Here is a 20818-nt window from a genome sequence, read left to right as displayed (position 1 = left end):
CTACTGCCCTATCTGCTGAATATCAAATGGTGTGGCCTGATACACATAATAATTCAGCCAGTTGCTGAAGAGTAAAAAGGCGTGGCTTTGCCATAACTTATGTGGACCCTTGGCCGGATCGTTTTGTTTATAGTAGTTCTCTGGAATTTTTGGCTCAAGACCCGCCGCCAGATCACGCTGGTATTCATCGTTTAACGTCGTTAAATCATACTCTGGATGGCCAGTGACAAAAACCCGGCTGCCGCTGCTGTTTTGCAGCAAGTAAGCGCCAGTTGCATCTGCTTCTGCCAGCACATGCAAATCCGGATGATGTTGATACTTTTGTTTTGGCACCTGAGCGTAACGCGAATGTGGCACTAAAAACTCATCGTCAAAACCGCGCACCAAAGGGCTTAAAGGCTGCGACACATTTTGCCAATACACACCAGATAATTTCTCACCACGAATCTCACGTTGCAAACCATAGTAATGATACAAAGCGGCATGAGCAGCCCAACATAAAAACAAGGTGGAAGTGACATGACGATCAGCCCAGGTCAGAATTTCTGCCAACTGCGGCCAATAACTGACATCTTCGTAATTAACTAAACCTAAAGGCGCCCCCGTGATAATAAGGCCGTCATAATTCTGCTGCTGCACGTCAGAAAAATAGCGGTAAAAGCAGTCCAGATGATTTTGGGGCGTATGTTTGCTGACATGGTTATCCAGTCGTATCAGCTCTACGTCCACCTGTAATGGGCTATTGGCCAACAAGCGTAATAACTGGATTTCTGTCGCCACTTTATTCGGCATTAAATTCAGAATGGCAATTTTCAGCGGCCGGATATCCTGAGATAAAGCCCTGCTTTCCGTCATGACAAATACATTCTCCGCAGAAAGGGCTTCCACAGCAGGTAACTGATCAATGACTTTAATAGGCATAGCATCTCCGACAAGGCTGAAAAATGAGGTTACTCTGGCTTAAAGCAGCGGAAATGTCAACTTCTACACGTTTAGACGTCTAAATAAAAGTTAAGATGGCAGGTGGATCAATACGGCTAGTTCATGCACCAACATCATTAGCTTTTGCTCTTGAAACATATCGCGGTAGAACAAGAGATAAAACCAGAGTTTCTTCAAATTCCACACTGTTAAAAACAACAAACCCAGCCTGAGCTGGGTTTGTTTGGGATCTCGCACTTAAAGTGCTGAGTTAGAGCTAAGTCACTGCAGCCTACAGATCCACTTCCATATCTTCCGGCACCATACCAAAATCTTCAGCTGGGGACGGCGCACCTTTAGACGGTTCCAGTAACAGCATACGGCGTAATTCAGCTTCAATTTCTTTAGCTACAGCAGGGTTTTCCTGCAGGTACTTCATGGCGTTGGCTTTGCCCTGACCAATTTTGTTGCCTTTGTAAGCATACCAGGCGCCAGCTTTGTCGATCAGCTTATGCAGCACACCTAAGTCGATCAGCTCACCATCTTTGCTGATACCAGCGCCGTACATAATAATAAATTCGGCTTGTTTAAAGGGCGGTGCTACTTTGTTTTTCACTACTTTAACGCGGGTTTCGTTACCTGTGACTTCGTCGCCATCTTTGACAGAACCAGTACGACGGATATCTAAACGCACTGAAGCATAGAATTTTAACGCGTTACCACCAGTGGTGGTTTCTGGCGAACCAAACATCACACCAATTTTCATCCGGATTTGGTTGATGAAAATACATAAGGTATTGGAACGTTTGATATTACCTGTCAGTTTACGAAGCGCCTGAGACATTAAACGCGCCTGTAAACCTACATGGCTGTCGCCCATATCGCCTTCAATTTCAGCGCGTGGTGTCAACGCTGCAACAGAGTCGACGATGATCACGTCTACCGCAGCAGAACGTACTAACATGTCACAAATTTCCAGTGCCTGTTCACCTGTATCAGGCTGAGACACTAATAAATCGTCAACATTTACGCCTAATTTTTTCGCATATACAGGGTCAAGAGCGTGTTCAGCATCGATAAAAGCACAGGTTTTACCCATACGCTGAGCTTCAGCCACAACCTGCAAAGTTAAGGTCGTTTTACCTGAAGATTCAGGACCGTAGATCTCAACAATACGACCACAAGGTAAACCACCTATACCCAGCGCTATGTCCAAACCTAACGAACCTGTAGGGATAAAGTCGATATCAAGCGCTGTGCTGTCGCCCAAACGCATAATTGAACCTTTACCAAACTGGCGTTCGATTTGACCTAAGGCTGCGGTCAGTGCTTTTTGTTTATTGTCGTCCATTGCTCTCTCCGGTGGATTCTTGGATGCACTCAAAGTGCTGTATGCTCATACAGTAGTCTTTTTGCTTTAGTCTGTCAATAACAAGATCAGCTGCTGCAACACAAAATCGATCGCCTGTTGGCGCACGCTAGCTCGTTCACCATCAAAGATGCGATGCGACAATACCTGATGGCCCTGAATTTCAAAACAAAAATGCACAGTACCCACAGGTTTAGTGGCAGAACCACCATCAGGGCCCGCAATACCAGATACAGCCACAGCTACTTCAGCACCAGCAGCTTTAGCTGCACCTATGGCCATTTCCAGCACAGTTTCTTTACTGACGGCACCGTATTGCAACAAGGTTTCGGCTTTTACTCCCAACAGTTGTTGTTTTGCTTTATTACTGTAAGTTACAAAAGAACGGTCCAGATAAGCAGAGCTGCCGGGCACTGCGGTTAACACATAAGCAATACCGCCACCAGTGCAGGATTCTGCAGTGGTGATACTGAAGTTTTTCCGCAATAATAGCGCTCCAAGATCCGCCGCCAAGTTGTAGGTGGTTACTGGAATTGTCATCTTTGGTCCAACGCAGGAATTATTAAAGCCATTATGCCGCCAGAACAGAAAGACGGGCAAGCCCTAAGCCCGCACACTCCGATGATGCAACAGTACCTTGGCCTGAAATGCCAGCATCCTGATATTTTGCTGTTTTATCGTATGGGTGACTTTTACGAGCTGTTTTACGATGACGCCAAAAAAGCCTCTGCTCTGCTTGATATTTCTTTAACCAAAAGAGGCCAGTCGGCAGGACAGCCTATTCCTATGGCAGGTGTACCTTATCATTCGATTGAAGGCTACCTGGCCCGTTTAGTGCAACTGGGTGAGTCTGCAGCTATTTGTGAACAAATTGGCGACCCGGCTTTAAGTAAAGGACCGGTTGAACGTGCTGTGGTGCGGATAGTGACGCCGGGCACAGTTACAGACGAAGCCCTGCTGAATGAACGTCAGGACACCCTGGTGTCAGCTTTGTACCAGCACAAAGGCAGTTATGGTTTTGCTTACCTGGACCTGAGCAGCGGCCGCTTTTTAGTCAATGAAGTTTCTCATTTAGATGACTTATTGGCCTTATTACAACGCTTAAACCCGGCAGAAATTTTATATGCCGAAGAGCAGGACTGGCCGGACAGCATAATCAACCGCAAAGGCGTGCGTCGCCGCCCAGTCTGGGAGTTTGAGCTAAGCAATGCCAAGCGTTTACTGGCTCAACAATTTGGCACCCGGGATTTACAAAGTTTCGGCGTGGAACAAGCCCCAGTAGCTTTAATGGCGGCCGGTTGCTTAATGGGTTATGTCAAAGACACTCAGCGCGCTCAGCTGCCGCATATCCGCTCTATTGCTCTTGAACGTAACCAGGACTGTATAGTTCTGGATGCAGCAACACGACGTAATTTAGAACTCACCCAAACCTTAGCAGGTCAGTTTGATCACACCCTTGCAGCAGTACTGGATCAATGCCAGACCGCTATGGGCAGCCGTTTACTCAAACGCTGGATCCATGCGCCGCTGCGCGATCAGTCCTTAGTGTCAGCTCGTCATCAGGCTGTGGCTGAATTGCAGCACCATCACCAGAATTTACAACCGCTGTTTAAACAAGTAGGTGATACAGAGCGTGTCATAGCCCGTTTAGCTTTGCGCAGCGCACGGCCCCGTGATTTCTCGCGTTTACGTGCCGCTTTGCAGTTGTTGCCGGAGCTGTCGCCTGAACTGACCATGTTACAAAGCCCTTTATTGGCGCAGCTCTCTGCTAAATGCCAGCCACTGCCAGAGCTTTGTGACTTGTTAGAACGCGCTATAGTCGAGACTCCGCCAATGCTGATCCGTGATGGTGGCGTGATAGCTTCAGGTTATAACGCCGAACTGGATCAATGGCGGGAACTGGCGACAGGGGCTACGGATTATCTGGAGCGGTTGGAGCAACGTGAAAAAGAACGTACTGGTATAGCGTCACTCAAAGTTGGCTTTAACAGAGTCGCTGGTTATTACATTGAAACTGGCCGCAGTGCTGCCGATCAGGTACCGGCCGATTATATTCGCCGCCAGACCTTAAAAAACAACGAACGTTTTATTATTCCTGAGTTAAAAGAATACGAAGACAAAGTGCTTGGCAGCCAGAGCAAAGCTTTGGCGCTGGAAAAGCAGCTCTACGATGAGTTGTTTGATTTAACAGCGCCTTATCTGGCTGACTTACAGCAACTTTCCGCAGCTTTGGCCGAACTGGATTTGCTGACCAACTTCGCAGAGCGTGCTGAACAGCTGAACTACCATCAACCTGAGCTAACTTCTGAGCCAGGTATACAGATTGAAGCAGGCCGTCACCCTGTGGTGGAACAGGTGATGACGGAGCCTTTTATCGCCAACCCGCTTAAGCTATCGCCAGAGCGACGTATGCTGATGATTACAGGCCCGAATATGGGCGGTAAATCGACCTATATGCGTCAGAACGCTTTAATAGTGTTGATGGCTTATATTGGTTGTTTTGTGCCTGCCGACAAAGCTGTGATAGGCCCGATCGACCGGATTTTCACCCGGGTGGGTGCCTCCGATGATTTGGCATCTGGCCGTTCTACTTTTATGGTTGAAATGACAGAAACCGCCACTATTTTGCATCATGCCACAGCCCAGAGTTTAGTGTTGATGGATGAAATAGGCCGTGGTACCAGCACTTATGATGGTTTATCTTTGGCGTGGGCCTGCGCTGAATACCTGGCACAGCAGCTCAAAGCCATGACCTTGTTTGCCACTCATTATTTTGAACTGACCGAGCTGGCTTCGCAGTTACAGGGCTTAGCCAATATTCACCTGGATGCGGTCGAACACGACGAACACATCGTCTTTATGCATCAGGTGCAAGACGGCGCTGCCAGTAAAAGTTATGGTTTACAAGTAGCACAGCTCGCTGGTGTGCCACGGGTGGTTATCCAAAAAGCCAAACAAAAACTGGCTCAGTTGGAACAACAATCTGTGATCAGTGCCAAAGCACCAGCAGCGACTAAAACAGCAGAACCGCTGCAACAACAATTATTTGTCGAAGCCGAACCTCATCCAATACTGGAGCAATTGGCCACACTGGATCCGGACCAGCTGTCAGCCCGCCAGGCTTTGGATTTGTTGTATCAACTGAAAGCCAGCTTGTAGCATTGGGGTTGAAAAAGGAGTGTTGTTATTTCTGAACTAAGTTTGCTCAAAGCAGCCAGTTGTATTCCCTTGGTCTGGGCTGGCCCTATGCTACGCCGCTTGACACCAAAGCGGCTATGTCTCTGGTTAGCCAGCTCCGAGCCAGTGGAATTGAAACTTAAGCTTCAACCTGAGCAAGCTGAACCGCTCGAGTTTGACGCAACACAGCTACAGCCCTTTGTGCAACAAATACAACTTGCTGGCAAATTGTATTTGTATTTTTTGGATTTGGAACTGAACGACGCCCTGCCAACTGAACGCTGGATTAGTTATGATCTGCAGTTAAAAACCAGCAGCAGCGACTGGCAAAACTGGCGGCAGTGGGCGGACGATTTAGTTTATCCAGGACGGGATTTGCCTGGTTTTGTTCTCAAACCCAAAGTGCATTCAGTCTTGCACGGCTCCTGTCGCAAACCGCATTTTGCTTCGGCTGATGCCTTAGTCCGTGCCGATCAGCAATTAAAAGACACAACACCGACGCAATGGCCATCCTTGCTGATGTTAAGTGGTGACCAGGTCTACACAGACGACGTGGCAGCCCCTACGCTTTACGCTATTCATCAGCTGATAGCTAAACTGGATTTTGCTGACGAAGCATTACCTTGTTCCACCTTAAGCTCAGCTCATGAACTGCATAGCAAAACGCCATTTTATTACCAACGCGAGAAACTTCTGCCGGCCACCGAAGCCAGTTATCAGGTATTAAAACAGCTGTTTCAGGGCGCAAAAAAACCGGTATTTACCTCAGACAGCGCTCACAACCATTTGATATCCATGGCTGAAGTGTTTTCGATGTACCTGTTGGTCTGGTCGCCTGCGCCGTGGCAAGGCCTCGACTTGCAGATGCCTGAAGACTTGCTCAACAGTTTTAGTCAGGAGCGCCAAAAGCGCAGTGCCACATACACCCAAAACCTGGAAGAATTTAAAGCAGGTTTAGGCCAGGTCAGGCGTTTAATGGCCCACCTGCCAGTCGCCATGATGTTTGATGACCACGATGTTACCGACGACTGGAATTTAACTGCAGAGTGGGAAAAAACTGCCTACGAACACCCGTTCTCACGCCGTATTATTGGCAATGCACTAATGGGATACCTGCTATTTCAGGGCTGGGGTAATGCGCCAGAGAAAGTGCAAAAGCTGCTGCCCTTGTGCCAACAAGCCCTGAGCCAACCCGGCACTGAAACTCATGATGAATGCATCAATAGCCTGCTTAAATTCTCTGAGTGGCATTATAGTTGGCCAACCCAACCTCCTTTGTTGGTATTGGATACCCGCACTCAGCGCTGGCGCTCAGAGCTTGCGATGGAAAAACCTTCGGGTTTGATGGATTGGGAATCTATTACCGAATTGCAGCAACAACTGCTGGGCCATGAAGCTGTATTGCTGGTGTCCCCTGCTCCTGTATTTGGCGTCAAACTGATTGAAACTATTCAGCGTATTTTTACCAGTTTTGGTAAACCTCTGATGGTAGACGCTGAAAACTGGATGACCCATCCTGGTTCTGCTTATGCGCTACTGAATTTATTCCGCCATCCAAAAACACCACGCAACTTTGTGATTTTATCCGGTGATGTGCATTACAGCTTTGTATTTCAGATCAAACTACGCCACAAAGAGCAAAGCCCATCTATATGGCAAATCACCAGTAGTGGCCTTAAAAATGAGTTTCCACATCGGCTTCTGGCCATTTTAGATACGGCCAACCGTTGGCTTTACGCCTCCCGCTCGCCGCTGAACTGGTTTACCAAAAGACGCCGCATGAAAATCACCCACCACAGGCCTATAGGCGAAACCAAAGGCCGCCGTTTGGTCAATGCTGCTGGCATAGGGTTGTTGGAGCTCACGCCTGAAGGAGTGCCCTGCAAAATTCAGCAACTTTGCGCCGATGGCGACACAGTCAGTTTTGAGCTGGAAAAAGGCGATGACGAACTGATGCAGGATTTTAGTTTGTAGCTTGATCTGACCCAACATCAAATCGGCACTACATCCACTTCCACCTCTAACTGATGCACACCGTGGCCCTGCAGCAAGCCTTTCAGTGGCACTACATCGGCATAGTCGCGGCCATAAGCGAGTGTAATATGACGTTCTGCCGGCATCAGGTTATTGGTGGGGTCAAAATCGACCCAGCCCAGTTCCGGATCGTACACAGCAAACCAGGCATGAGAGGCATCAGCTCCGATTAAACGTGGCTGGCCTTCTGGTGGTGAGGTTTCCAGATACCCACTGACATAACGCGCAGGTATTCCTAAAGCGCGCAGACAGCTGACTGCCAGTTGGGCGAAATCCTGACAGACACCTTTTTTATGCAGCAGCACTTCAGACACTGGAGTAACCACTGAGCTAAATTCAGGGTCGTATTCAAACTGTTGAAAAATCAGATCTGTCAGTTGTTGTGCCAGCTGTAATACGGTCAAAGCCGGGTCGGCTAGGCCCTGGATCAATGCCTTTGTTTCATCCAGCACTGGGATCATGCGGCTTGGACCAGTGCACAACAGTGCCTTGAGTTGGTCTGGCGAATAACCTTGTTGCTGGCGGAAAAAAGCTGCGACTTGCGGCCAGGGCTGAGTTAAATCCAAAGCCAGACTCTGTTGGCGCGGTAAAACTTCAACCACAGAGTTTGCTGTCACAGCCAATTGCTGATGCGGCGGCTGCAAGTGAATAAAATGCTGAGTATTACCAAAAGTATCTGTTCTGGCATACACAGAAGAAGCCGTAGGCAAAACCTCTAAAGAAAAACTACATAACTCTTGTGTCGGCAATTGTCGTGGCTGCAAACAAGCCAGATTGTAACTGTTCGCCACTGGATGCTGGTAACAATAACGGGTCAGGTGACGGATCTGGTACTTCATAAGTTTGACCTTGTAGGGGCGGGTCTTGCATCCGCCCGTCCGGTGTTCATATCAATGCCCATTTAAAAACTCTGCCAGGATTTGCCCGCTTCCGCATGGCTGAAATACGACAAGGTAATGCTGTCGGACAATTGCCTAAGCACAGCATGCAACTGCTGTAATAAAAGCCTCAGCTCTGGTGTTGCCTGTAACTGATCATCAAAGAGTTGTTCTGGTTCAGCAAGTTGCAGTAAAGACACCAGCTCCACTGCCAGTTTTTGCTCGCGGCTCAGCACCACAGCAGCACCTGGTTTAGGCAGTTGCTGAATTTGACTAGCCAGGCGGGCACACTGATAACCGACAGAACGAGGCGTGCTGTCATCCAGTAGCAGCAAATCAATCACCGCCAGCGGGTGCAGCTCGGTTTTATAACGGCGTCTGTAGGTCATTAAAGTATCCGTCATTCTCAGTACAGACTCCATCAACGAAGCACTGCAGCTGTGGCCCTGATCAAATACAAAAACTTCCTGCAGCAGAGTGACACTTTGCAACGCCCTTTCCAGATGCTGGCCTAAATCCATAAACCTCAGAGTTTGGGTTCGGCTCATGGTTTCGTTATTCAGACCATAAATAGCGGTCTGCAATAATATGACTTCATCCAGCAAACGTACCATTTGCTGCGGCTGCTGCCAGTTCAGTGGATTCGGCCATTGCGTCAGCGCCAGCTGTAATTTATCCAGCACATACCAAGTGTCTTCGCTGAAATATTCCCGCACCGACTGCGCGTTAAAGAGTAAGTTTTTCAGCACCTGCGCTAAACCGGCCGGATGCTGCAGCGAAAACAATTCGCTTAAGGCTTGTTGCAAGGCGCTGGTCTGCTGTATTGAACTCAGCGCAGCTGAGTCTGGCAAGGTGCCATTTGCTTGCAAGCAAAACCGAACTAAAGCTCTGCTGTCATTTTGTTGCCCAGTCGTCACTTGGAAACTGCTGTTTTGAAAGCTGATGGCCCCGGCACTTGTTAAAAGCGGTACTGTGTAACGTAAAGCCCGGCAGACTAAATTCAGCCGCTCGTTATAACGGCCCAGCCAGAATAAATGATCGGCGACACGGCTTGGCAGCAAGCCACTATGACGGGACAACAAGATGCGTTTTTGGGTATTTTGCAGCAGGCTGACCGCATGGTCCTGATCGGCCAGCACCCAGACATCTTTGGCGACAAAGCCCATGCTGTAGTTATGCTGCAGGCTGTTTGCGTCGATGCTGATACGAGCCAAAGCGCCAGGCATCACTGCCGGACTATGCTGCTCGGACAACAAACCAAATAAACGCAACACGCCATACTGTTGATGCTCGCCTTGAATCGCGTTCCAGCAAGGTACAGAGCACAATGGCAGCAAGCGGATAGCAATAAAAAGCTCAGGACAAGTCGCTAATTGCTGCTGTAACTCTTGTTGTTGCTGCAGGTCCAGTTCAGTCCAAAGCCAGCTTTGGGCTGTATCAATACGGCGGAATCTGTACAGGCTTGCATCAGATAAAACCTGTTGCAACTGCTCAGGCTTACCACACCAATAAGCGGCAGTAGTAGGCAATTGCAATTCTTCATTTAAAAGTGCCCGACATAATTGGGGCAAAAAGGGTAATAACACACCGGAGTCGAGTAATGCAGCTCCTGGCGGATTGGCGCAAAACAGCTGCTGCTGACGAATACTTTGTAATAGACCTGCAGTGCCTGTGGAGTCCGGATCCAGCTCCAGCGCGTCACAACGGGCATCTGGTAAATAGCGCATCAGGCTGTCGACCTGCTGCAAACCTGTGACAGTTTTTAGCCACAAGGCGCCGTCTTTAAACATCAGATCGGCGCTGTGCATCAGGGCTATATCTAAGTAATTGGCTAAAAAGGCATGTTCAAAATAAGCAGCGTCGCGTTTGCCATGGGTTAATAAACCACAAAGCGGTCGTCGCCCTTCAGCGGTATGGCCGGTGCCCTGCGCAAACACCAACTGCAGTTTACGGAAAAAACCGGCCAGTTGGCTTTTGCCAATACTGTGATTCAGCTCACCAATACAGTGGTTAAACGCCAGCCTGTGTTCTAATACAAAACCTAAGCCTGCCGGCATCTGGCTTTGATCGGCATAAACGCAAAATGCGCCATCTGCATCACGGCCTATATCCACAGCCAGTAAACTCAGCCATTGCTGATGACTGGGCACCAACTGATGGCAAGGCAGCAGATAGTCTTTGTTCTGGAAAATAAGTTCAGCAGGCAACAGCCCCTGCTGGATCAGCAGCTGAGGACCATACAAATCCTGCAATACCATAGAGAGCAACAACTGACGCTGCTTTACCCCGGTCTGCAACTCTTGCCACTCTTTATCACTGACCAGCCATGGCATTAAATCCAGCTGACGTTGTTGCTCCAGCCAGGGATCAAAAGTAGCACCGTTTTCCCGCAGCTGATGTTGCAAATCCGTATGCAGCTGCGCTAAATGCTGCTGGCTTTGCTGCTGCCACCAGAGCTGCAACTGCTGCCATTGCGGCAGATCAGTCCATTGCAGTTGCTCTTTCAACACCTGACTATCCACAGTCATCATCAGGCTGACATTTGCTGACTAAGATCTGTGGAGAATTCAGGTTTTGGCGTACTAATCACCTCATGCAATTCAATGATCCCTGTTTGAAATTGGTCAATCAGCTGATGCAGCTGACCTGTGGTCAATTCGGATAAGTTTTGTGTTTTTAATAAGTCCTGCAACTGCCAGACCCGTTGCAATATAGCAGCACTATGAGGCAAAGCTTTAGCTGATGCAGCCACTCTATGCAAACAGTAGGCAATGGAGCGCGGAAAGTCAGCGTAGGTCAGCAAATAATCCACTGCGTCCACTTCGGTATTTTGATGCGCCAGATAATAATGGTAGGACTCTATGCCGCCCAAAGCATTCAGAATAGATGTCCAGCGAAAACGTGGTCTTTTGATATCGGTAGGTTGCAGCTGCTGCAACACCATCACATCCATAATGCGGGTCGTCATATCTGCCCGCTCTACATGCCGGCCAATATTAAATAAATCAAAAGCGTCACTACGCAGCATAGTGCCATCCAACACCCCCACCACCATCTGACAACGGCGGCTGACCTCCGTCATTAAACGGTATCTGTGCTGGCGACCTTGTAACTGCTGGCAATGTTCCTGTAAAAACAAATCCAGTGAATTTAGCTCTTCCCACATATCGCGTGGGATCAGTTGCCGCACTGTTCTGGCATTTTGTTTCAGTGCGCTACAAGCCGAACGGATAGAGACTTCACTGTCGGCATCCGTAATTAAAAAGCTCATCACCTGCTGCTCGACCGTCAAATCGCTTGGTGGTAACTGACTTAACAGTTCAGCGCCATTCTGACCTAATACATCCAGTAATAAGGGCCAGCTAAACTGGCTGTCTTTGTGACTGTCGATCAGCAAATGGCTGGTGGCATTAATTAAACGGGCCGTGTCATCCAGACGCTCCAGATAACGGCCTAACCAGAATATATGATCCAAAGATTTTAATAACATAGATCAGACCTCATCGTTGATGATCCAGGTGTCTTTGCTACCGCCGCCTTGCGACGAATTGACCACCAAAGAGCCTTTTTTCAGCGCCACCCGGCTTAAACCGCCCGTGGTGCAGTACAAATCTCTGCCCTGTAAAATAAAGGGCCGTAAATCCAGATGACGTGGCTCAAGCACACCGTCACATAAAGTTGGGGCCGTGGATAACGCCAGAGTCGGCTGAGCAATAAAATTACGCGGATTGGCTTTAATAGCTTCCGCCATTTGTTGTTGCTCTTCTTTGGTGGAACGTGGGCCTATCAAAATGCCGTAGCCACCGGATTCATTGGCTGGTTTCACTACCAGTTGACCCAGATTCGCTAATACATACTCTCGTTGTTTGGGATCCAGACACAAATAGGTAGGAACGTTGTCGATCAGCGGCTGTTCGCCCAGATAATAATTGATGATTTCAGGCACATAGGCGTAAATCACTTTATCGTCGGCAACCCCAGAACCTGGCGCATTTGCGATAGACACATTGCCTTTGGCCCAGGCTTTGATCAAACCAGGAATACCTAAGACTGAATCGGGCCGGAAAGCTTGTGGGTCGATAAAAATATCATCCACCCTGCGATAAATCACATCCACCCTTTGCAGGCCATGCAGAGTTTTTAGATACACAATGTCGTCCTGCACCAGTAAATCGGTATTTTCGGCCAGCTCAACGCCCATTTGCTGGGCCAAAAAGCTGTGCTCGAAGTAAGCCGAGTTATAGACACCAGGTGTTAACAGAACTATGCAAGGAACATCGCCAGGACGAGGCGATAAAGAGGCCAACATACGCCAGAGTTGATGTGGGTAGTCGTCTACAGGGTAGATAAAAGAGTCGGCAAATAATTCCGGGAATACCCTTTTCATCACAGTGCGGTTTTCCAGCATATAAGACACACCGGACGGTACCCGTAAGTTATCTTCCAACACTAAAAATTTGCCAGAGCCATCACGCACCAAATCTGTCCCGCAGATATTGGCCCACACCCCATAACGGGGCGAAATGCCCTTACATGGTGCAAGGTAGTTGCGAGAGTCCAGCACTAAATCAGCCGGTACTTTACCGTCCTTCAGAATGCGCTGGTCGTGGTACAAGTCGTCAATAAACAGGTTTAAAGCGGCTAAACGTTGCTTCAGGCCAGCACTGGTTTTTTGCCATTCTGAGCTTGGGATAGTGCGTGGCATTACATCTAAAGGCCAGCAGCGGTCGATATTATTACCGTCTGAATACAAGGTAAAGCAAACGCCCATAGCGCTAATCGTTTGATTTAACTGCTCTTGTCTTTGGATCAGCTCAGCGGAGCCGTGGCGATCAATAAAACGTGCTATAGCCGCAGCCGGTGGTCGTATTTGTCCATCCGCCTGCACCAGCTCATCAAAACACTGGCTGATTTGCTGATAGTGCCCAAAACTTTTTGCACCCATTGGCGACTCCTTCCCGTCCGATACGACCCGAACAACATCAGTTCAAGGCCTGCCTTTTTTGTTCTGTATCAGAAAAGAGCAAGGGTTATGCCAGTGCGGGTCAAAGCTCAAACTTTGGGTTACAAGTTGGTGACATAAAGAGAAAGTTAGGATTTCAGGTTTAAAACGGAGGACTAAAATGGGCTATAGGATTTTGCTATTAAACCGGATAGCAGGGTCAGAGCCAAAGCTCTGACCCTGCTTCACTATTCCTGAAATAAGGTTTCGATATTCAGCCCCTGATGAGTGACAATTTCACGCAGTCGGCGCAGTGCCTCTACCTGAATTTGTCTTACTCTTTCGCGGGTTAAACCAATTTCTTTACCTACATCTTCCAGCGTCGAAGGCTCATAGCCTAACAAACCAAAACGGCGGGCTAAGACTTCTCGTTGCTTAGCGTTTAGCTCATCCAGCCAAATCACCAGATGCTGACGAATATCGGCGTCTTGCAATTCAGTTTCAGGGCCAAGTTCTTTTTCATCGGCTAAGACATCAAGCAACTGTTTTTCCGAAGAACCAGCCACTGGTGTATCTACTGAAGTGATTTTTTCATTCAGCTTTAACATCTTGCGGACTTCTTCGACTGGCCTGTCCAGCGCTGCTGCAATTTCTTCCGGCGTTGGCTCATGATCCAGCCGCTGTGATAACTCACGGGCAGCACGCAGATAGATATTCAGCTCTTTCACCACATGAATAGGCAAACGAATAGTGCGGGTCTGATTCATAATGGCCCGTTCTATGGTCTGACGGATCCACCAGGTGGCGTAGGTTGAAAAACGGAAACCGCGTTCTGGATCAAACTTTTCTACGGCGCGGATCAGACCTAAGTTGCCCTCTTCTATCAGATCAAGCAAAGCTAAACCACGGTTGATATAACGACGGGCAATTTTAACCACTAAACGTAAGTTACTTTCGATCATACGTTTACGAGCGGCTTTATCGCCTTTTAGCGCAAGGCGGGAAAAATACACTTCTTCTTCGGCGGATAATAAAGGGGAAAAACCAATTTCACCCAGATAAATCTGAGTAGCGTCCATAGCACGCTGACTATCATTGGCTGTAAAAACGTCGTCTGGAGTATTGTCTTCTTCCGCGGCTAAAGCGGCTAAATCAGGTTCTGCGTTATCATCATCTGCTAAAATAACGTCATCCGTTAATTCGGCATCTTTAAATTCGATTACATCATCATCATCTTTATGGCCCATTTCCTTCTCCCAGTTCTACAAGCTTTGGGTATCACCTGGACTGCCCGGTATCCTTACCTATTCGCCCTTTCAGGGTGACATTTTTTATTTTATTTAATTATTTTAAGTATCGTTTTGGATCTACGGACTTACCACGGAAACGGATTTCGAAGTGCAGCCTGACTGAGGTTGCATCTGTGTTACCCATTTCAGCTATAGTTTGTCCGCTTGCGACAGTATCACGCTCTTTCACCAGCAATTTACGGTTATGCGCATAAGCACTTAAGAAGTCGTCATTGTGACGGATAATCACCAGATTGCCGTAGCCTCTTAGTGCATTGCCCGCGTAAACCACTTCACCTGCTGCTGCAGCTTTTATAGGAGTACCTGCTTTTCCTCCTATATCTAACCCTTTGTTACCATGTTCTGCGTTGGAGAAGCCAGCCAATACAGGTCCTCGAACCGGCCAAGCCCAACGTACTTTAGAACTGGAAACTGAATTTTCTGTTGAAGTTGCATTTTCCTTTACCGCCTGCTTTCGAACATAACCCGTTTGATTGTTACGCGCAACAGCTTTGTTAGCACTTGTTAATTTAGCTTGGCTTTGTGAAGGATTTTTTACAGTACTGGGGACTGATTTTGACACTTTAACTGAAGAAACCCGCTGTTCATCGCGAGTTGATATGTGTTTTTTGTTATCAATTCGTAAATATTGACCGACAAAAATGCGATACGGAGGTGAAATATTGTTTAGTTGTGCCAACTCCCGGTAATCCAGCCCGGCACGAAAAGCAATGGAGTATAAGGTGTCTCCAGACTGAACCATATGGCCAGCACCAGGTTCACCTTTCGGATATTTTTTATAATAATTTTTGATATCGTTTAATGTAGTGACGGGTGCTGGCGATTCTCTTGAGCTACAAGCGCTTAAGACCAACACCAGACAACTGACACTAAAAAGTTTCATTAGTTAGCGATATACCAGATATAAAATGCCGCCAAGGACTACAGTTCCCCACCCAAGCCAATCCACTATATCCCGTAACTTTTGCTGCATTTTTTCGCCACCCCAATACATCAATCCTGCGACCAGAAAAAACCGGCTGGCGCGGCCAATAAAAGAAGCAATGACAAAAGGAAAAAAGGCCATATTCATCAAACCAGCTCCCACAGTAAATAACTTGTAGGGAATAGGAGAAAAACCAGCAATGAAGACCACCCAAACCCCGTAGGTTGTAAACCAGTGCTCTACTTTAGCAAAGGTCTCCTGATACCCCATGTATTCGACTACTGGCAATACCACGGGTTCATACAACCATAAACCGAGAAAGTAGCCACAAATACCACCAAATACCGAAAATAAAGTGGTGATCCAGGCAAAACGCCAGGCTTTATCAGGTTGAGACAATGCCATAGGTGCCAACATCACGTCTGGCGGAATAGGAAAAATAACTGATTCAGTAAAACTTAAGCCAGCTAAATACCGCTCGGCATGACGATGTTTTGCCCATACTATGGCTTTGTCATACATCCATTGGAAAACTTTCAAGTATTCTTCCTTTTTACATCAATTAAGCCAGCTCGCCAGGCACCAAAGGCACAAAACGTACTGCCTCTACATCTTTTTGTTCAAACTCATCACCCACCCTAGTAAATACTCTTAACACTTGTTCCTGAGCACCAACGGGGATCACTAAACGGCCTCCTTCAGAGAGTTGCTGCAGCAAGGCTTGTGGCACTTCATGCGGTGCTGCCGTGACTATAATGCAATCAAAAGGCGCTTTACTGGCCCAGCCGAGCCAACCATCACCATGTTTCATCGACACATTATGCAAATCCAACTGCTGCAAACGACGTTTGGCCTGAAACTGCAACGACTTTATCCGCTCTACGCTACAAACTTGTGAAAATAACCTCGCTAGTACAGCGGTCTGATAACCAGAGCCTGTACCAATTTCCAGCACCTTTTGGCACTGCTGGGATTGCAACAATAACTCGGTCATTTTCGCCACTATATAGGGCTGCGAAATAGTCTGACCTTGCCCAATAGGCAAGGCGGTATTTTCATAGGCTTTATGTGCCAATACAGCTTCGACAAATAAATGCCGTGGTGTCTGGGCGATAGCAGATAAAACCCTGCTGTCCGAAATACCATCCTGTTGAAGCTTTTGTGCCAAAACAGCGGCACTACGATGGGTAACTACAGCCATAACTTAACACTCGATTCCATCTAACCAGTCCGTTAATAATTCCATACTGCGATAGGCTGTCATATCGACATGCAAAGGCGTAATGGACGCATAGCCCTGAGCTACCGCATAGAAATCAGTGCCAGGCCCTGCATCCAGCTCAGGCCCTAAAGAGCCATACCAATAAATTGGCCGCCCCCACGGATCTGTTGAACTTTGCATGGTTTCGGCTTTATGCCGCCGACCTAAACGAGTGACCTGTATGCCACGTAATTGCTCTAACGGGACAGCCGGTACATTGATATTTAAAATTTGATCCGCAGGCAGTGGATGAGATTGTAATTTTTTAATCACCTGCACTGTGACATAAGCAGCAGTGGCAAAATGCTGTTCGTCCCGACCTGCCAAGGACACCGCTATAGCAGGCAAACCTAGATGCCGACCTTCGGTAGCGGCTGCTACTGTGCCTGAATACAACACATCGTCACCTAAGTTGGCACCATGGTTAATACCAGCCACCACCAGATGCGGGGCATCAGCCAATAACTGGCTAATAGCTAAATGCACGCAGTCTGTTGGTGTGCCATTAACAGCAATAAAACCATTATCCAATTGCTGAGTACGCAACGGATTCAGTAAAGTCAGGGAGTTACTGGCTCCGCTGCAATTGCGATCTGGCCCTACAGTGGTCACTTCTGCAATTTCAGTCAGAGCTTTCTGCAGCACCTGTATACCTTTGGCGTACACACCATCGTCGTTACTTAATAAAATACGCATTTATGATCTGCCCTCGCCTCTGTGGTAATTAATCCAAAGTGGCGTAATTACGTTGTACATCCTGATAATTTACCAGCTCCCGCAGTACGGAAGTGGCAAAACAACCTGAATAGAGTTTAAAGCTAATTTTCACGTTGAAGCCTTGTACTTCAGCCTTTAATTCTGCCGGCAGAACCCGGATAGAACGACGTTCGGCCCTGACATTTAACTCAGCCAGTTTGTCGACCCAATGCTGCCAGGGCTGCAGACTTTGTTGCTCAAAAGTCAGCGCATCGGCGGTGATTAGCGGTTCACCTAAACCAGGCAGGCCAGCCGTAGGATGAATATCAGCCTCCACTAAGCGCTGACGTAAAGTATCATCGACTTGCGGTACTTTAAAAATCGAACCTGAACCATCCAGTTGCACTACTTCGCCAGTCAATAATTGGTTAAAAGTACCAGCTTTTACCCGCGCATCGACCTGCAAATTAAACAAAAAAGAACGGCTGGCCGATAAAGCTAAACCGCGTATTTTCCGATCTTCAATACCACCGCCGGAAAACAACTGTTCGGCTAAACGCAAATTACCGCCCTGAATACCAAAACGTTGTTCGCCGTAATAATTCGGCACGCCTTTTTTTACTAACTCTAACCGCTCTAACAGAGCAGGAATATCACTGACATCCCGTAAGGTCAGGCTAAATTCGTTGTATTTTATTGAACCTAACTTTAACCGGCGCTGATGGCGGATACTGTCGAGAATTTTAACGCCTTCGATGTTCCATTCATGCCAGTTCAGTTGTTGTTTGATAGGCACTGGCACACAAAACCACTGACGAGTGACCGCATGGCGGTCTTTTAAACCTGCATAACTGACCTGACGGGCTTTACAACCAACCAATTCCGCTAGTAGCTTGGCAACATACTGAGTATTCTGGCCAATTTTTTCCACCAGCAGCAACATATGCTCGCCTGCGCCTGTCGGTGTAAAACTCAGCTCCTCAACCACAATAAAATCATCAGGTTGTACACGTAGCAACGCAGTAACTTCAGGTTGACCGTAAAGGTAACTTAGCTTTGGCAGCTCTGCTATCAACGCCATTAAGACTTCACCAACAGCACTACGGCTTCTACGGCTATACCTTCTTTACGACCCACAAAACCCAGTTTTTCAGTGGTTGTTGCTTTCACATTCACTTGCGATAAACCACAGACCAGATCTTCGGCAATACAGGCGCGCATCGCATCTATATGAGGAGCCATTTTTGGTGCCTGCGCCATTATGGTCACATCCAGATTACCGACTTCATAACCTAAAGCTTTGACATCAGCAAACACCTTGCGTAATAAAATACGGCTGTCGATGCCTTTAAAGGCGGCGTCAGTGTCCGGAAAATGATGGCCAATATCACCTAAGGCCATAGCGCCTAACAAAGCATCTGACACGGCATGCAGCACCACATCACCATCGGAATGCGCTAGTAATCCTTGCTGATAGGGGATTTTCACTCCACCTAAAGTAATAGGGCCTTCGCCACCAAAAGCGTGTACGTCAAAACCATGACCAATACGAAACGGCATCATATAGAATGCTCCAGATAAAAAGCGGCCAAAGCTAAATCTTCAGCCTGAGTAATTTTTATATTGTCGGCATGCCCTTGCACCAAAAGCACAGGTAATCCTGCCCATTCCATAGCACTGGCCTCATCGGTAATGGCCACACCCTGGGCTAAAGCCTGTTGCAATGCATCTCTGAGCAAAGCTGTAGGAAACAATTGCGGCGTATAGGCATGCCATAAACCTGCTCTATCCACAGTGTGCTCGACCCTGTCAGAACCACGTTTCATGGTATCGCGTACTGGCGTGGCTAAAATGCCGCCCTGATTGGATTCGATGCAGCTATCAATTAAAAGTTCGATATCACTAACCCGCACTACGGGGCGAGCCGCGTCATGTACCAGTACCCAAGGATAGACTTTCGCATCAATCTGAACCAGAGCATTCAGCACTGAGTTGGCGCGTTCAGGGCCACCATCCACCCGTTGAATGCCTGAGTCAGTCGCTAAAGGCAATGTTGGAAAATAGGGATCGTCCGGGCTTAACGCCAGATAAAACTGCTGTAAAGCAGTAACTTGTTTTAAGCGACGCAGAGTCTGCTCCAGTACAGTTACACCGCAAAGTGGCAGGTACTGTTTGGGCTTATCCGCCTTCATTCGTTTGCCAACACCAGCGGCTGGGATCACAGTCGCAACAGCAGGAATAGCGGTCATTTTTTGTCCAGCGGGGTAATAATCCGGAAAAATACTTCGTCGTGCCTAATCAAACCCAGTTCGTTACGGGCCCGTTCTTCAATCGCATCCAAACCTATTTGCAGGTCGGTGACATCGGCCTTCAGTAATTTATTACGTTTAGCCAGCACTTCATTTTGTTGTTCCATCTTGGCAAGCTCAGTTTTATGTGCCCAATACTCCATCACGCTATGTTGGCCGAGCCACAAGCGGTGTTGAAGAGCTGCAAGCAGCGTGAGTAGCAATAAAACCAGCAGGCGCATAGAGAACCAAAAAATAAAGAGATGAAAGTATTATGAAGCTTATCGGCCAGAGTGGAAAGCCGAAAATAAGGGCTTATTGCGGAAAAATGCCACTTAGGGCTGAAAAGGCTTAGCAAAGTTCTGCCAATTCAGCCGGCTTGCTAGCAATAATTCTCTTAAACTCAGCACCCGCGGGCTTTTACGTTCGCTGTTTAGCCACTGATGACCACAACAAGCAGCGGTCATTAAGCTTTTTGTTGGCTTGAGCAGGAATTTATCACTGTTTTCATCAGTAAGGGGGGTGCCGTTAAAACTAAACCAGCCATGTTCGTTGCAGTGCAGCCTTTGTCCTGTCAGATCAACTTCATCCACCGAATCCAGAAAGACAGTTTCGAGAGACTGTTGGTTTTGATACACAGGCACTATCAAAGCCAATTTACTGTGTTTTAAATAAAACTGCTCAATTTGCTCTATACCCTGCTCTTTGGCCGGACACTGTGGGCTCTGACGTCCCATCCAGCTGGCATTCTGACTATCGATTTCAAGCGGAGACTTATGTGACAAAATACTGCTGGCAGCGCGGCGGATATAAAATGGTAAACTGGCTAAACGTTTTTGCAGACTGGCTAAAAATTCGGGCGGCATTTTGGCATAACGCATCAACTCCCGTTCATACAAAGCGTTACAAAGCTCTGTATAAGTCAGGTCCTGCGCTGGGCCTTGCCACAGCTGATGTTGATCGGCTGAATGTTTTTTCATCCGTTGATGGTAATCAAGGGAGCAAAACCAATCAAGG

General features: G+C 47.7%; 20 protein-coding genes. 2 read left to right on the top strand and 18 right to left on the bottom strand.

All coding sequences use genetic code 11. The features are described from left to right. The 4 genes from metA to EK374_RS04890 all read right to left on the bottom strand — a co-directional run bounded on the left by metA (position 1) and on the right by EK374_RS04890 (position 2830). The gene (metA, locus tag EK374_RS04900; protein ID WP_127020661.1) at positions 1 to 921 is read right to left on the bottom strand and encodes a homoserine O-acetyltransferase MetA; all 921 of its coding nucleotides are present in this window, start codon (positions 919 to 921) and stop codon (positions 1 to 3) included. A 90-nt stretch (positions 922 to 1011) separates the two neighbouring features. Further along, complete coding sequence (locus EK374_RS20660; RefSeq protein WP_164731820.1) at positions 1012 to 1179, bottom strand: hypothetical protein; 168 nt, start codon at positions 1177 to 1179, stop codon at positions 1012 to 1014. Between the two features lie 34 nt (positions 1180 to 1213). After that, positions 1214 to 2272 carry a recombinase RecA gene (recA, locus tag EK374_RS04895; protein WP_127020659.1) on the bottom strand — a complete coding sequence of 353 codons (1059 nt, stop codon included), beginning with the start codon at positions 2270 to 2272 and terminating at the stop codon, positions 1214 to 1216. Between the two features lie 66 nt (positions 2273 to 2338). Then, positions 2339 to 2830 (bottom strand): CinA family protein, encoded by a 492-nt coding sequence (locus tag EK374_RS04890; RefSeq protein WP_127020657.1) that lies wholly within the window; start codon positions 2828 to 2830, stop codon positions 2339 to 2341. Positions 2831 to 2863: 33 nt separating this feature from the next. On the opposite strand from EK374_RS04890, the gene mutS reads away from it, so the two are divergent. Continuing rightward, a complete protein-coding gene (mutS, locus tag EK374_RS04885; RefSeq protein ID WP_127020655.1) occupies positions 2864 to 5449 on the top strand; it encodes a DNA mismatch repair protein MutS in 2586 nt (861 codons plus the stop codon). Positions 5450 to 5593: 144 nt separating this feature from the next. Then, positions 5594 to 7441 carry an alkaline phosphatase D family protein gene (locus EK374_RS04880; protein ID WP_127020653.1) on the top strand — a complete coding sequence of 616 codons (1848 nt, stop codon included), beginning with the start codon at positions 5594 to 5596 and terminating at the stop codon, positions 7439 to 7441. Between the two features lie 17 nt (positions 7442 to 7458). On the opposite strand, the gene EK374_RS04875 is transcribed toward EK374_RS04880, so the two are convergent. The 14 genes from EK374_RS04875 to EK374_RS04810 all read right to left on the bottom strand — a co-directional run bounded on the left by EK374_RS04875 (position 7459) and on the right by EK374_RS04810 (position 20781). Continuing rightward, positions 7459 to 8340, bottom strand: coding sequence for a transglutaminase family protein (locus EK374_RS04875; RefSeq protein WP_127020651.1), 882 nt, complete (start codon positions 8338 to 8340; stop codon positions 7459 to 7461). Positions 8341 to 8402: 62 nt separating this feature from the next. Continuing rightward, positions 8403 to 10910 (bottom strand): circularly permuted type 2 ATP-grasp protein, encoded by a 2508-nt coding sequence (locus tag EK374_RS04870; protein WP_127020649.1) that lies wholly within the window; start codon positions 10908 to 10910, stop codon positions 8403 to 8405. Continuing rightward, positions 10910 to 11869: an alpha-E domain-containing protein gene (locus EK374_RS04865; protein WP_127020647.1), complete on the bottom strand. Its 960-nt coding sequence runs from the start codon at positions 11867 to 11869 to the stop codon at positions 10910 to 10912. Before EK374_RS04865 ends, EK374_RS04870 begins: the two co-directional genes overlap by 1 nt. A 3-nt stretch (positions 11870 to 11872) precedes the next feature. After that, on the bottom strand, positions 11873 to 13324 hold the full coding sequence (locus EK374_RS04860) for a circularly permuted type 2 ATP-grasp protein (protein WP_127020645.1): 1452 nt from the start codon (positions 13322 to 13324) through the stop codon (positions 11873 to 11875). 245 nt (positions 13325 to 13569) lie between these two features. Further along, entirely contained in the window at positions 13570 to 14568 is a 999-nt protein-coding gene (gene rpoS, locus EK374_RS04855) for an RNA polymerase sigma factor RpoS (protein WP_127020643.1), read from the bottom strand. A gap of 97 nt (positions 14569 to 14665) precedes the next feature. Continuing rightward, positions 14666 to 15514 (bottom strand): peptidoglycan DD-metalloendopeptidase family protein, encoded by an 849-nt coding sequence (locus EK374_RS04850; RefSeq protein ID WP_127020641.1) that lies wholly within the window; start codon positions 15512 to 15514, stop codon positions 14666 to 14668. Positions 15515 to 15517: 3 nt separating this feature from the next. After that, positions 15518 to 16096 (bottom strand): YqaA family protein, encoded by a 579-nt coding sequence (locus EK374_RS04845; RefSeq protein WP_127020639.1) that lies wholly within the window; start codon positions 16094 to 16096, stop codon positions 15518 to 15520. A gap of 22 nt (positions 16097 to 16118) precedes the next feature. After that, positions 16119 to 16757 (bottom strand): protein-L-isoaspartate(D-aspartate) O-methyltransferase, encoded by a 639-nt coding sequence (locus EK374_RS04840; RefSeq protein ID WP_127020637.1) that lies wholly within the window; start codon positions 16755 to 16757, stop codon positions 16119 to 16121. Between the two features lie 3 nt (positions 16758 to 16760). Further along, complete coding sequence (gene surE / locus EK374_RS04835) at positions 16761 to 17513, bottom strand: 5'/3'-nucleotidase SurE (RefSeq protein ID WP_127020635.1); 753 nt, start codon at positions 17511 to 17513, stop codon at positions 16761 to 16763. 28 nt (positions 17514 to 17541) lie between these two features. Then, positions 17542 to 18594 (bottom strand): tRNA pseudouridine(13) synthase TruD, encoded by a 1053-nt coding sequence (gene truD, locus EK374_RS04830; RefSeq protein ID WP_127020633.1) that lies wholly within the window; start codon positions 18592 to 18594, stop codon positions 17542 to 17544. Further along, entirely contained in the window at positions 18594 to 19073 is a 480-nt protein-coding gene (ispF, locus tag EK374_RS04825) for a 2-C-methyl-D-erythritol 2,4-cyclodiphosphate synthase (RefSeq protein WP_127026447.1), read from the bottom strand. Before ispF ends, truD begins: the two co-directional genes overlap by 1 nt. Beyond that, entirely contained in the window at positions 19073 to 19762 is a 690-nt protein-coding gene (gene ispD / locus EK374_RS04820; protein WP_127020631.1) for a 2-C-methyl-D-erythritol 4-phosphate cytidylyltransferase, read from the bottom strand. The genes ispF and ispD overlap by 1 nt, the downstream gene beginning before the upstream one ends. After that, the gene (ftsB, locus tag EK374_RS04815) at positions 19759 to 20043 is read right to left on the bottom strand and encodes a cell division protein FtsB (RefSeq protein WP_127020629.1); all 285 of its coding nucleotides are present in this window, start codon (positions 20041 to 20043) and stop codon (positions 19759 to 19761) included. The genes ispD and ftsB overlap by 4 nt, the downstream gene beginning before the upstream one ends. 93 nt (positions 20044 to 20136) lie before the next feature. Beyond that, the gene (locus EK374_RS04810; protein WP_127020626.1) at positions 20137 to 20781 is read right to left on the bottom strand and encodes a hypothetical protein; all 645 of its coding nucleotides are present in this window, start codon (positions 20779 to 20781) and stop codon (positions 20137 to 20139) included. Between the last annotated feature and the right edge of the window lie 37 nt (positions 20782 to 20818).

The organism is Rheinheimera mangrovi, from assembly GCF_003990335.1.
Taxonomy (GTDB): domain Bacteria; phylum Pseudomonadota; class Gammaproteobacteria; order Enterobacterales; family Alteromonadaceae; genus Pararheinheimera; species Pararheinheimera mangrovi.
The sequence above is the reverse complement of the archived record's forward strand: the minus strand, read 5'-3'. Positions and strand labels throughout refer to the sequence as shown.